This window comes from Pilosibacter rotomagensis (assembly GCF_045062245.2).
Taxonomy (GTDB): Bacteria; Bacillota; Clostridia; order Lachnospirales; family Lachnospiraceae; genus Pilosibacter.
The window spans coordinates 1,406,798-1,421,263 of the sequence record NZ_CM170323.1 but is presented as its reverse complement, the minus strand read 5'-3'; the positions used below and the strand labels follow the sequence as shown (position 1 = coordinate 1,421,263).

Here is a 14,466-nt window from a genome sequence, read left to right as displayed (position 1 = left end):
GCGGCTGCTTCACAGCGTACTCACCATTGGCACATCAATAATGATAGCATACCAGGGTGGTACATTCTATAACCGAACAGGTCGGATTTTACTCCAATCAGGTCAGCAATATTTGTGGCGATATGCCTGCGGGGTCACTCCCATAACAGATTTGAATGCGGCAGAAAACTTGCTTTGATTTTCATATCCCGCCACACTTCCGATCTCCCCAATGCTCAAAGTCGGCTCTGAAACCAGCATTTCGGCAGCAGCCTCCATGCGTTTCGTCTTGACAAAGGTGCCGATGGAGGCCCCAGCAATAGATTTGAAGCATCTTTTTAAGCTGGACTCTGCCAGTCCGAACATACAGGCCAGATCCTGAATGGTATCTTTGGTAAAGGGATTTTCAATAATATACTGGTAAACCTCCTGTGTCCGTTTGGAGATGTCCGCAGAAAACTGCTGCGGCCGACAAACTGCGCTGTCATCCAGGAGACTTAAAAACAGTAGCAATTCGATGACCTTGATCCAAAAGTACGGAACCTGGATACGCTCGTCCACCGAGTAAAGCTCGCTGAAAATATGGTCGATTTCGTGTTTGGATTTGATGATAAGGGAACGCCCATCTGAACACAGGCGTTCTTTTATCTGTTCCAAACTGATATGAGCTTGTTGAAAGCCCTGATCCAAGGTTTGCTGCGCGGTTTCCATTTCCAGCAGTACGGTGATGCCTCGGTATTTTTTCAGAGGGATACGGGAGCCAAGGAACACCTGTTTATCTTTGGAGAGGTAATCCACGCAAAGATCGCCTTCGCCTAAAAAGCTGACTGAGCCACCTTCCAGTTCACATTCATAGCAGCCCTCAAGACAATGATTGATCTGCAAAAAGTCTTTTTCAAATCGGATAGGGTGAAAACAAGAATCCATTTTCAAATCGTTATAGGTAATTTGAATACCAGGCGCAATTTCAAAGCGCCTCATCGTTCCTTCGCCTGACTCATTTCCCTCATGCAATGTACTTGCTGTGTTCTCATTGTCAAGCGAATAGATATTATGAAATGCGAATGAGTTATTGATGATGGATTCCACATCCTTTCAATTCAGATATTTAGATTATACTTTATTTGGATGTAAAAGACAAATTATTTGCGGTAAATTGAAAATAATATTCAGCAGTTATTTGTTATCCTAATTTCGGGGTATTTTTTGCAAGCAATGGAAAGGAATATCCTTTCCTGCTTGTTGGGGCGTTCCCCAAACCCCCGGCCCGACAAAAATGTGCGGGCCGAACACCATGCAGGGCATGGTGGCTTGCGCGTCCGGAAGGACGCTTCTCTGCCGGAGGCATAGCAAAAGCCGGAGGCCGCGTCAAGGGTAAATAAATGCGCTTCGCGCACCCCTGACCCGGCCCCCGGCTTTCGCTTTTTGGCGAACAAGGCGGCAAACTCGCAAAGCGGTTTTACCGGCCCTGTTCCTGATTGTTTTCTTTTTCTCGCTGGTACTCCTGCACCTGCTCGATCCTTAATAATGCGTCCACATTGGCCTTTACCGTCTGCAATTCCTGGTTTTCTTTTCGGAGTCGCTTATAATCTTCGTAGGCGGCCTTTTTCTTTGCCAGCAGGTCACTGTATTCCGTCTGTAAGGTTTTGACCGTCGGCAGCTTCTTTTCTCCAAACTCGTCAAAGGCCCGTTTGGCAGCTTCGTGCAAAAGCAGCTCCGCTTCATGGGCCGCCTGGAACCGTGACTTTTCCCTGGGGCTGGCTTTCCGATAGGCCACATAGGTATCACGGGTTTTCGCATAGTTGATGATATGCTTTTTCAGCTCCGCGATCTGCTCCATCCGGTGTTCATACTGCTTGATGGAAGCTGTCATTTTATCAAAATTCTCGGATACGGAAGCGACCCGCGCTGCCAGCAACTCATAGTCCGTGATGTTATGTTCAGTCAGATAATTCAGCGTTTTCGCCGCTTCCTTCAGGTTATGGATTTTCAGCCAGCGTTCATAGCCCGGCCCGCGTCCCTGCAAGCGGCTTTGAATATCCAAAAGCAGATTGACCCGGCCATTCTTTTGAAGCGGCGCAGCCCTCCGGCGCGGGCGCTTCACCGGCTGTCCAATGCGCTCTTGGATAGCCTCCTGCGTATAGTCGGCTCCCAGGGTTTTGGCACGGGTAAACCGTTCCTGTCCCTCGCTGGCCAGACGAAAGCTCAGGGCCTTCCGGGTGGTCTGGATCTCATATCCTTCCCGGCGCATGGCTGCAAGAAATTCCTCATAGCTTGACACCGTTGGCAGTACCCGGTCAATCGTCCGGCGCAGCTTGTCCTTCCAGCTTGTGCCGCGCCGTGCGTTCGCCCACTCTGCATAATGCTTACCTTTTTCTTTGGGCTTTTCAATCACGGAAAGGCCATGCTCCCGGCTCAGGCGGTCATTGATTTTCCGGATCGCCTGATAGGTATTCCAGTAGTTATTGAACTTGTGAGAACAGTCCAGGGCGGTGCTGTTAAATTCGATGTGACAGTGGATGTGTTTCTTATCCACATGGGTAGCGACAAGGAACTGGTGCTGCCCGCCGGTGAACTCCAAAGCAAGTTGATACCCCAGCTTGTTTGCGTCCTCCGGCGTGATTTCCCCAGGCTTAAAGGACTGGACAATCAGGTAGGAGATCACATCGTTTTCCGGGGTGCGTTTCCGGCCGGTTTCCGCTTCGTAGATCTGCTTGCTTAGGGCAAATTCCTGCCAAGCGGTATCCGGGTCGCACTGATAGGAGGACACCAGCAGCCCGCCTTTTGTCTTATCCGGATTCTTGTCATAGTCAATCCGGTCTTTCAGAACCGCCGCAATACTCCGGCCCTCGCTGGCGTGGCGCGGTTTGATTTTTGAAATTGCCATCTGCTGGCCCTCCTTCCAGAAAAAATAGGGGCGCGGCCCTCACAGAAAGAGCCGCGCCCGCAGGTCATAGATTAAATGGATTTTAACATCTGGTTGAAGTCTGCCACCCGATCCGTCAGCCAGGATGCTACCAACGGCAGACCGTAGGGACTAACGAGCCACGCCAACACCATAAACCCGATGAAGCCGTCCACCCGCCCGGCGAACAGCACCAGCAGCCCGATCAGGAACAGCAGCACCGCCACGATACCGAGGATCATACCGGAGAACAGGCAGAAGAAGCGGCAGAAGGCCACCAGAACCGTCAGCACCAGAACCACAGGGAACAATAAAATTTTCAAAAGTATTCTCATAGGGGCGTCCTCCTTAGAAGCTGGTTTACAAGACGAACTATATCACATTAAAGTGTGAAAGTAAAGGCGTGATTTATAAATCTGTCAGTTTCCCCAAAAGGGTACTGACTGCGCCCCAAAGCTCCCGGTATCGCTCCTGCAGGTCGGCTACGTCCTCCTGATAGAGATTTCCCGTGCTGTTCACCCGTTTGGCGATCTGGTTTAGGTTGTTGGAGCAGTTACGCAGCAGGGACACAAGAGTCTTGAAGTCGGACATATCCACCTGCACCGCGTACCCGTCCACCGCCATTTTCCGTAAGTAGGCCCGCTGGTTATGGATACCAAGCTGCGCCATCTTTTTTTCAATGAGTGCCTTTTCTTGCGGCGACACCTTAAAATATAGGGGAATGGTGCGCCCGCTGCGTGGTTTCATCAGATTGCCACCTCCATATCCTTGCCCTTTTGCGGAGGAGAAGCGGTCGCCGCCGATTCAACCCCAAGGCGTTTTAACATTCCTTTGATGGAGGGCTTTCCTCCATCCAGTTCCTCTTTGTCCCGCTCCCGCTTGCCGGTGGATTTTCCATCCATATTCAAGGCAATCCGCAGCACATTCAGACGGGCGGATTTTTCGGCCAGCTCCTGTTCCTGGGGGAAGGGACGTTTCACCTCCAGCTTTGCTTCCTCCATCTGCGCGGTCAGATTTTCCAGCTTGCCTTTGTGTTGCTCCAGATTTTCTGCGATAGCTGCCAGGGCATTATCCAGACGGGCGATGTTGCCTACCGGATCGCTGCCCAGTTCAATGGTATGGGATAGGTTTTGCTTCATTGTCACTTGAAATTTCTGCGTGGCTGTATCGGCCCACAGGGTCATGGGGAAGCCACGGTATTCGCCAAGCTCCACCCGCTGCGAAACGTCGGTCATTTTCGTGCAGGCATCGATGATGGCCTGACCTGCGGCCTTTCGCTCTGTATAGGTCTGGCCTGCCACTGTGATAGAAAAATGCTCCTTATCCGGCTGGGGGTGGGCCTGAAAAACCGCCAAGTCTCCCTCAAGCCCCTGGATCTGTTCCTTTGTGCCGTTAATCGCTTTAGGGAAAAACTGAATGAGCCGATCCTCCAGCATATACCGCTGTCCCTCGTGGTTAGCTTTCAGAAGTTTTAACTTTGTCACCTGGCTGTCCAGATCGGTCATTTCAATAATGCGCGGGTCGCCGGAGGCCAAGGCCTTGACTTCGGCATAGCTTAAAGCAGCCTCGTCCACATCCTCGCAGGAACGGGATGGATTTTTGCCGCTCATCAACTGGCCGATGAATTTCTGCTTGTTCTCCAAAATGCTCCAGTTATATGCGTCAAAGGTATTCTCCGTGACGTATTTATAGATTTTCACGGTTTGATTCATGTTGCCCTGACGCAAAATGCGGCCTTCGCGCTGCTCAATGTCGGCAGGCCGCCAGGGGCAATCCAGATGGTGCAGCGCGGCAAGGCGCGTCTGTACGTTGGTGCCCGCGCCCATTTTGGCCGTGGAACCAAGCAGCACCCGCACCTGTCCTTTCCGCACCTTTGCAAAAAGCTCCGCTTTCTGAGCCTCTGTCTTTGCATCGTGAATAAAGGCGATTTCCTCCGGCGGTACGCCCTGGGCCATGAGCTTTTGCTTCATATCGTCGTAGACGTTGAAGGAACCATCCCCCTTTGGGGTAGACAGTGGCGATAGGTAAGATTTTGATGTTATCTCCAACTTTTCCCCCGCCCTAAACCGTGCATGAACCTTTCAGCTCACACGGCTTGCCATCAAGGGCAAATTGATTTACATTTTAACAACTCTCAACATGAACAAGACTTCTGAGCTTATCAACTTTGGTTTTCTGTTTCGGAGTGAGGTTTAAGGAATCCGTAAGCCTTGCAATAGTGTTGGTATCGGTAGCGTGAATAAGCCTGTGGGCATTTCCGCATAACAAAATCAGATTTTGGTATGCATCTGTGCCTCCGTTGCAACGTGGGACTTTGTGGTGACAGAAAATATCTCCAATCATCAGCTTCGCCCCGGTTACGGCACATTTACCCATTTGAGCCGAGTATAGTGACAATCTGTTGTCGTTATACTCTATGGTGGCATTCCAGACCGGGTTTCGCATCAGATAATGCAGAATCTCCATATCAACTGCTTCCAGTTGTTTATGAATCATTGCCCTACCTTCTGCGGTGTACGAGTTCACACCACGTTTTCGCTGAATGGGATGCCTGTGCTTGACATAGCCTATTGGCGCAAGCGCAATTCCTCCTACATATCGCAACTGCTTACTTTTTCCGTACCGTTCCTTAATCACGTCTGCTATATGGCACGGAATCCGATTCTTTTCAACCTCTGCTGCCGTTTTTAACCGCTGTCGAAATCTTGTTTTCTGGCTCTTTTGGACTGAAAAGGCTAATCCTCTGAAATCCTTGCTGACCTTGGTCGCCATGCTGTAGTAGTCATGGACACCGAGTACAAAGGCATTGTATTTCGCAATTTCCTCATATTCGGAATGTGCCGCATTCTTCGGGTACTGAATCGCATGGGTCAGTTCCGCAAGGTTGTCTTTAATTTTCTTAATGGATTTCTCTCTGACATGGCTCTCTACAACAAATTTGGTTTGTCCCTGTTTGGTTTTGCCCCTGGGAATCACTTTCAGTCTGAATCCCAGAAAATCGGAATAGTCCTCTTTCAGGCTGATTACCTTGGACTTCTCCGGGCTTATATCCAGACCGAGACGCTCTTTCAGCCAGTCCTTTGTTGCATGGAACAGCTTGACCGCATTAGGATAGCTGCTGGTAAATATTTTGAAATCATCTGCATATCGGACACAGGTTATTTCTTTCAATCCGCTTCTACGCAGGGACGCATACTTATTACCATGATTGGGGCTGCCATTGCGGTTAGGCGTTTGCTTGAACGGATATTGTGTTGGAATGTTTTCCCATTGGCTTGCCAACCACCAGTCCAGTTCATTCAGCACAATGTTTGACAGAAGCGGAGAGATGATACCGCCCTGCGGTGTCCCTTTCTCTGGAAACCCAATTCCTGCCACTTCCGCTTTCAGCATTGCAGATATAATAGAAATCAGCTTTTTGTCACATATTCCAAGTGTCCACAGTTGTTTTAGCAGCTTGCCATGGCTCACATTATCGAAGAATCCCTTAATGTCAATGTCAACTACATAATGCAGATGGCTTAGCTGCATATTTTTATGGACTTGAGAAATTGCGTGCTGCTGGCTTCTGTTTGGCCTGAATCCGTAGCTGTGGTCATGGAATTTTGCTTCACAAATTGGCTCTAAAACTTGTAGAACACATTGCTGAACAAGTCTGTCCATAATGGTCGGTATCCCCAACGGTCTTGTCTTACCATTGTCCTTTGGTATCTCTACTCGGCGAACACTTTGGGGGACATACCAACTGAATTTCCGTTGCACAAGCACAACGAGCTTTTCTTCAGAGAGCTTTTCTAAGTGCTGTATGGTCTTGCCATCTGTGCCTGCTGTTTTGCTTCCTTTATTCTTCTTGATGTTCCGGTATGCCAATTTGATATTTTCCGGCAGGGTGATAATTTCCACCAGCTTGGTGAACATCTTGCCATCCATACTTTCGGCATACAGCTTATCTTGAATTTTCTGGAAATCGTAATATTCAGCATGGCGCAGTTTCGATTTCTTCAAAGCCTTTTTCTTTGTTGCCATAGTCGGTCATCACTCACTTTCGTGGGCTTAACCTTTCTTAGTCCTACTCGAACCTATGCGTGTTTGTTAATAATGATATTTTCAATTTACTCTTGACTACAGCCCGTCCCTCCACCGCTTACTTTTTTCACGGCTTCTAAATTCAACCATCGCTGACTGAATACGGTACCATGGCTGCACCTTCCTCCCGGATTAAGAAAAGTTATACTGCACCTTCATTCCTGATGACACAGATTTCCTTTTCATGCTTCATAGCGTGCAATCGCTCCACATCTGGGACTTTCTACGTTCCGATATTCCTATCTGTACATGATGCCCTTAGACTATCCTTTTGGCCAGTATGCTGGATAGCACCTGTAATGCTATAGGGAATTTCATTGCGACCGCCTTACTTTACCCCACATACACCATTTTCATGGCAACGGCATTTCTACCGTTCTTTCTTCTTGACCCATACATTCGGACTTTCGTCAGTGGTTGTCAGCCACATTCTTGTCATAGGCATTTTATAGACCCCCGACCTATAGACCGCACTATCCACCTCTGGACAGCTTTCCACATCTGCCTTACGGCTCTGTTTGGACGGTTCTCAGCCGACTTCAACGTGCTGTGTCAGCGCAGGATATTGCACTCCTTTGCTTCCAACGTAGTATCAGGTGAGCGTTTCAGGGCGTTACCCCATCATTCCACTCTTCAGAATATCAGTTAGGGAAAACTCTGTTTTCCCCGCTACTTTTACCTCCTTACAGGCTTTCGCCCACATAAAGTTTATTTGTAGCAACGTATCGCTACACGGTCACAGAATACAAGCTGCGTCCCCTTGATTTCCTCCGTGTCCCGCCAAACCTGCAACACATTCCGGACACAGGCATTGACCTTACTTTCCGGATCGTCCGGCAGCGTCGGATCAGACAGCCGCTGATCCAGGGCCAGCTTGCGGCCATCCGAGGTAATTTTGAGCATATTGTCCTCGCGCGGCTCCACCTCCCGGTTGCGTACCGCTTCGGCCCGCTCCCCCAGGTCGGCCACCAAATCCCGCTGGAAGTCGCTGGGGGTGGTAACTTCGGTGATTTTTTCCGCCGCCGGAACCGGCAGGCGCAGCATATCCGCCGTCTGAATGTCAGCAGCCTCCCGCCACATGGCCATGAGTTCCGGAAGATTGAAAAACTTTGCAAACCGGGTCTTACTGCGAAAGCCCGTCCCTTCCGGGGCCATCTCCAAAGCAGTGATGGTTTCGCCAAAGTTGGCCGCCCAGCTATCGAAATGCTCCAGGCCGCTGGACTTTAGCAGGTCGTATTGCAGGTAGCGCATCATGGTGTAAAGTTCCACCATCGAATTGCTGACCGGGGTGCCGGTGGCAAAGACCACGCCGCGCCCGCCGGTGATTTCATCCAGATACCGGCACTTCGCAAACATATCGGAAGATTTCTGCGCTTCGGACTGGCCGATTCCCGCCACATTCCGCATTTTTGTTGCCAGAAACAAGTTTTTGAATCCGTGGGCTTCGTCCACAAACAGCTTATCGACGCCCAATTCCTCAAAGGTAATCACATCATCCTTGCGACTCTGGTCATTTAACTTTGCCATCCGCGCTTCCAGGTTCTTTCTGGATTTCTCCAACTGCTTGATGGTGTAGCGTTCGCCGTTCTGCTCCTTTGCCTCCTGGATACCGTCGATCACCTGGTCGATCTGCTCCTGAAGGATGGCTTTCTGACGCTCCGGCGAAAGGGGAATTTTTTCAAACTGGCTGTGCCCAATCACCACGGCGTCATAATCGCCGGTGGCAATCCGGCTGCAAAACTTTTTCCGGTTCGCCGGTTCAAAATCCTTTTTGGTAGCCACCAGCACATTGGCACCGGGATAAAGCCGCAGAAAATCCGCGCCCCATTGCTCGGTCAGGTGGTTGGGAACCACCACAAGGCTTTTCTTTGCCAGCCCCAGGCGTTTGGATTCCATCGCCGCCGCAACAATCTCAAAGGTCTTGCCTGCGCCCACACAATGGGCCAGCAGGCTGTTCCCACCGTAAAGCATCCGGGCCACCGCGTTGCGCTGGTGGGGCCGCAGGGAAATTTCCGGATTCATACCAGAAAACCGGATATGCTCCCCGTTGTAGCTGCGGGGCCGGATGGCGTTATAGAGTTCATTGTACTTCTGGCACAGGTCGGCACGTCGGGCCGGGTCTTTCCAAATCCAATCCTTGAATGCTTCCCGGATCTGTTCCTGCTTCTGCTGGGCCAGCATAGTTTCTTTGGCATTGAACACACGACTGGTAGTGCCGTCCGGATTGTGGACGGTATCATAAATTCGGGTGTCCCGCAGGTTCAGGCTGTCCTCAATGATGGCGTAGGCGTTTCTCCGTTTGGTTCCGTAGGTCACATAGGCCAGGGAATTGTTTAGGCTGTCCCGCGATTTTCCGCTCACATTCCATTCGCCGGTGGCCGGGGAATAGCGCACCTGTATGTCCTTCTTGAGATAGAAAGGCGGTTTTAAGAGTTCATGGACAAATTGGGTGTAATACTTCGGGTCAATCCAGGTGACGCCGATCCGCACATCAATCTCCGCAGCGGAAAGGTCTTTGGGCTGCGCCTGTTCCAGCGCGGCCACATTTTCCGCAAATACGGGGGCGGTTTCTGCCGCCGCCCGCGCAGCGGCCAGCTTCTTCCGGACGTTGCCGGATAAATACTCGTCTGCCGTTTCCCATCCGTTAAGTGGGCCGCCACCGGCTTCCGGATTTTTATAAATCACCCCTTTCAAGTCGCGGATGATGCTGTCGGTTTCGCCGGGAGTCCCCAGCAGGGAGGCCATATATTCCAAATCCACACGGGCGTGCTCCCCGATGGAAACGGCCAGTGCTTCGCTGGCGGTGTCCACATGGTCAATCGTCACCTGCTGGTTGATGGTACGCTTTGTGAACATATCCGCTTTGCGTTCCAGGTTCCTGTCCTCGTCCAGAACCTCCAGGGAACACAGCAGGCAGTAAGACGAATCCTGTTCAAAGGCCCGCTTATTGCCGGTGCTGTTTAAGAGGCCGTATTCTGCGGTGTAAGCGTCATAGGCTTTCCCCAATTTTTCCTGGACTGCCCGGATTTCCTCGTCGGTGCCGCCGTGAAGCTGCAATTCAATGAGGTTTCGGGTCACATCCCGCAGGCCGATCATGCCACGGATGCGCTTTTCCGTGGTGGCGGGAACCTCCACCGGAATCCGCTCGCCATCCTCTACAAAGTAGAGCTTACCGCCGACCTCCGTGTAACTGAAATTCCGGGCTTCCAGGTCGGCAGTTTCCATCCGCTCCAGCAGCTCCGGGGCTTCCACCTTGCCCTTTCGGGAGAGAAGCTGCTGATCCGGCGGGGAAAGTTTTGAAAGAGCTTCGCTCAACTGATCGGCCAGTTCAATCCCAGGAAGCGGGGCGCAGGTAGTTTCCCGTTCGTTCCCATACATACTTTTGTCCCAGGCCATCGTGCCAAGCACCATATCCGGGTGGGTTTCAAAGTAGCGGTTGATGGGGATTCCGTCTGCGGTCTGCCCCAAATGCACCCAATCCGGCACCTGCTCCGGCGGCTGTGCCCGCTTTTGCAGGAATAAAATATCCGTGGTTACATCCGTACCGGCGTTTCGGGAAAAGGCGTTATTCGGTAGGCGCACCGCGCCTAAAAGGTCAGCCCGCTGTGCCAGATATTCCCGCACAGTGGAATCCTGCTTATCCAGTGTGCCCTTTGAAGTAATAAAGGCCACGATTCCTCCGGGCTGTACCTTATCCAGCGTTTTCACGAAAAAGTAGTCGTGAATGAGAAGGTTTTGCTTATCGTACCGGGGATCGGCCAGTTTGTAGCTGCCAAAAGGCACATTTCCCACAGCCAGGTCGATGGAATTGTCCGGCAGGTTAACGCGCTCGAAGCCGTCCACAGTGATGTTGGCCTGAGGATAAAGCTGCTTTGCCAGCCGCCCGGTAATGCTGTCCAGCTCCACGCCCATCAGGGTGGCATTTCGCATGGACTCCGGTAAAAGTCCAAAGAAGTTTCCCACGCCCATTGCAGGCTCCAGGACGGTATCCGGATGAACGCCCATCTGCTCCAACGCCTGATACATTCCCTCAATCACGGTGGGGCTGGTAAAGTGTGCATTCAGGGTAGAACCACGGGCAGAAGCATATTCCTTCGGGGTCAGCAACGTTTTTAACTCTGTATATTCTGAAGCCCACTTTTCATTGGCTGTGTCAAATGCCTGGGGAATGCCACCCCACCCAACATAGCGGGATAGGACTTCCTGTTCCTCCGGCGTCGCGCTGCGGCCCTGGGCCTCCAAGTCCTTCAAGAGCCGGATTGCAGCCACGTTGTTCTGGTATTTTGTCTTTTGCCCGCCTGCGCCCAGGTCAGGATCGGTGATGTGGAAGTTTTGGGCAGTATTCTCCGGAATGGCTGCTTTGATTTGCTCCCATTCTTCATCGGACACAGTAATATCAACTTCATGGGTAGCGGGGCCGTTCCCGATTGTCAGGGTATCGCCCTCGCGGGTAATCGGCTGACCGGTCAAATCAGGCTGCTGCTTTTCGGCATCTGCCTTTTCCAATTCTTTTATAAATTGAGCGGCAGATTCTGCATCGGGAAAAACCTTTGCCCAACTATCCTCGTCATAGTAATAGTCCTGTGTTTCTTCATCTAAAATGGCAAATCGGCCACCATCCGGGACATAGGAATCCGTGTCACTGGCTTCTATCACAGAATAGCGGCTATGTGGCACTGCCTTCTCTTGCTCCAGTGGTTCCTCCGGCATCGCGTCCATTCCTGTGTGGATCAGGCTGTCAAAATCCAGCACGGAAAGCTCCTGGGCAATCAGGTCTGAGAGGGTTTCGTATTTGTCCTGATGTACCTGCACCCCGTCTACCAGATAGCAGACGGTATAATCCACCAGATCCGCATCCACCTGGAGGATGTGCTTTTCGTCCTCAGTGGTGGTGCAGGCCAGCCCGATATGCCGCAGGTCGGTAAATTCCACCTCGGAGCCGTATTCCCGTTCACAAAACTCGGAAATCAGCCCTTTTGCGGTATCAAGCTGGGACTGTCCGTAAGCGGCGGCAGCTCCAACAAGCATTTCCTCTGTACGAGCTGCCACAGCCAGGTCTTTTTCCTGCTGGTGTTCCACCCATTCCCGCACCACGGCTACCGGCTCACTGCGGAAGATGGGAAAGCCGGTGCCAGCCGCAAAGGTATCATCCCGCAGACTGACGCGGCCCGTAGCGTAATCGACCTGATCGACGGTAAAGGTGCGCCCATCCTGTTCCAGCTTCATCCCAAGAGGGATAAAATCAGCCACTTCCAGATTTTTGACAACCTGATACCGGCCATCCTCCGGCTCGCCAATGGCGACGTTATGGCCGTGAAGCTGCAACTGCTTTGCCAGATGGGGCCAACCCAGGTTGGTGCCGGTGACGGTAGTTTCCCCAAGACCGGGAATGTCCTGAACCACAGTCTTTAGGCCCAGGTCAGCGGCGGCCTGCTTTGCGTCCTCGCCATAGAGAAGGAAATAGTCGCCAACCCGGACGCTCACCATAGAACCAGGATGATCTGCCTTTAACTTCATGTATTCCGGCACATCCGGGATAAGGGAGGGCATAACGGGGGCCTCTGTGGACGGTTTGACCGCTTCGGGCGCGCCCGCACCGGTGGGTTCCGGGGGGGAAATCGACGAAGGTGGGGTTATACCCTGGCTATCCCCGTTTTGGGGTTCTATCTGTCCACGCCCGGCCGCTTGCCGCACATCTGTTAAGGCTGTGGCCGCCTGCTCCAATACCTCCCTGTCCATCCGCCGGTGGAACTCCGGAAAATCATAGTAAAGCCGCAAAAGCTCCGGTTCACTCACAGTCAGAACTGCCCGCCGGACTGCCGCTTTTCCCTCAATCGCAATATTTTCCGGATCACTGTTTTTGATAGCGTTTTGGTACGCTTCATCAGCCAGCACGCGGGATAGCACCATCGGCCGAAAGTCCTCATACAATTCCCGCACGCTGCGAGGTTCGGTGATTGCGGAAAGGTCAAAGGATAGCTGCTCATTGGCTGCCGTGCCGGATTGCTCGAACAATTTCCGGCTGGCCGCCTCCAGTTTGTTATCCTTCGGCTGCTCCGGCGTTCTGCGCCTGGAACGGGAAGAAGCGGAGGCCGCAGCCTCCGCTTCCTGGTGGGAAATCTTCTGTATCTGCATTTCCGGCAGGTCAAAAAGGGTGAGCTGCCGGTAGTCCGGTTTGGTGGAAAACGGTGTTTCCATCTCCACGGACGAAGAAACGGCAGGCTGTTCACCTGCCGTTTCTTCCGGATTTAACTGTAAATTAGGTCGCTTCGGATGATCTCCTCCGCCGACTGCCGGATGTTGTTCATCCGCTGCACCCATTCCATCTGATTGCTGGCTTTCAATGCTTCGGTCACGCCCTGTTCCTTCGCCATTTCTGCCACCAGATTGTCCATCTGCTCCTGGGCCGTCCGGTCGATCTCGGTCAGATGTGTCCATAACCTGCCGGTCAGCAGCATCGAATTGTAAAGTCCCCTGCGGTGCTCCATCAGATATTTCTCTCTGGCCCTTCCGAACCGGCCCAGGGTCTGCGGCTCGTTCTCCCTCTCGTCCATCCGGAGATTGGGAACCTGATACCCGTTCTGTTTGCTGTATGTCAATGTCGCCATGCGTATCGCTCCTTTCGCGCTTTAATGTGCTAAAGTTTCCTTTATCATTATACGGCTCTACGCCAGACTTTGCAAGAGAATTTTTGACCTTTTCCCGTTCTATTTTCCGTATGGTATCGCCAATCTCCAAAAGCAGCTCCCGGCTCCCTTGAGATACCGCCGTACCCAGGCAGGCCAGGGCAGCGGTGGTATTGAAGTTGGTGATTTCACGGAAATCCTCTGCGTCCAGGTAACGGCTCACATCCAGGCCGCAGCGGGAAAGGACGGCGTACTGGACGCTTGCCCGTAGGGTGTTGCGGAACAGCACCTCCACGTTGAAATCGTCCAGCTCTTCTAAAAAGCTGTCCTCCCGTTCATAAAGTAGATCGGGCAGGTATTCGCCGTAGCTTTCCTGCACCAGCTTTTCCGCTGTCTCCATCAGAAGGTCGCCCAAATCGCCGGAGCCGTCAATCCCAAAAGTGTCGCGCAGCCGTTCCATAACCGGCTCACGGTTTTCCTCCGTCAGTTTCCAGAGCCAGGGGTCTTTACCGCCCCGCACCGGATGGGTGTCAGCCACATCATGCACATAGTCCAGATAAGGCTTGCCGCCGTATCCTTTGCGGATCAGCGCGATAGCCGTACTGCCCGCATTAACCCACCGGCGCATTTTATTGTTCCAGGTAGACATATCCGCGCAGGCCGTCGCGTTCGGCTTCTGTGCGTAAATCAAAAGCTGATCGTCAAAATCGTAGGCTTTATAAAAGCGTGCCGCCGTAGTGAGAAAGCGGCACCATTCTTCTGGCGAGTATGTGACCTTCCGGCTGGTTTCCGCAGCCAGTTCCGAAATGGTCTGCCATTTCTGTGCCATAAGAGCCTCCTTTCCAAAAAGCAGGGCGGCATAGTCACTCC

7 protein-coding genes are annotated in these 14,466 nt (G+C 52.1%); all 7 read right to left on the bottom strand.

Annotated elements, in window-relative coordinates; all coding sequences use genetic code 11:
• Positions 1-102: 102 nt before the first annotated feature.
• Positions 103-1,068, bottom strand: coding sequence for a helix-turn-helix domain-containing protein (locus ACI3EW_RS06305; RefSeq protein WP_405581461.1), 966 nt, complete (start codon positions 1,066-1,068; stop codon positions 103-105).
• Positions 1,069-1,438: 370 nt separating this feature from the next.
• Positions 1,439-2,866, bottom strand: coding sequence for a relaxase/mobilization nuclease domain-containing protein (locus tag ACI3EW_RS06300; protein WP_405581458.1), 1,428 nt, complete (start codon positions 2,864-2,866; stop codon positions 1,439-1,441).
• Between the two features lie 71 nt (positions 2,867-2,937).
• Positions 2,938-3,219, bottom strand: a complete 282-nt coding sequence (locus tag ACI3EW_RS06295) for a CD1845 family protein (protein ID WP_405581455.1) — start codon at positions 3,217-3,219, stop codon at positions 2,938-2,940.
• 73 nt (positions 3,220-3,292) lie between these two features.
• On the bottom strand, positions 3,293-3,631 hold the full coding sequence (locus tag ACI3EW_RS06290) for a plasmid mobilization protein (RefSeq protein WP_227177457.1): 339 nt from the start codon (positions 3,629-3,631) through the stop codon (positions 3,293-3,295).
• Positions 3,631-4,932, bottom strand: coding sequence for a helicase-related protein (locus ACI3EW_RS06285; protein ID WP_405581451.1), 1,302 nt, complete (start codon positions 4,930-4,932; stop codon positions 3,631-3,633). The genes ACI3EW_RS06290 and ACI3EW_RS06285 overlap by 1 nt, the downstream gene beginning before the upstream one ends.
• 76 nt (positions 4,933-5,008) lie before the next feature.
• Positions 5,009-6,910, bottom strand: a complete 1,902-nt coding sequence (gene ltrA / locus ACI3EW_RS06280; RefSeq protein WP_405581448.1) for a group II intron reverse transcriptase/maturase — start codon at positions 6,908-6,910, stop codon at positions 5,009-5,011.
• Between the two features lie 768 nt (positions 6,911-7,678).
• On the bottom strand, positions 7,679-14,425 hold the full coding sequence (locus ACI3EW_RS06275; RefSeq protein ID WP_485663330.1) for a DEAD/DEAH box helicase family protein: 6,747 nt from the start codon (positions 14,423-14,425) through the stop codon (positions 7,679-7,681).
• Between the last annotated feature and the right edge of the window lie 41 nt (positions 14,426-14,466).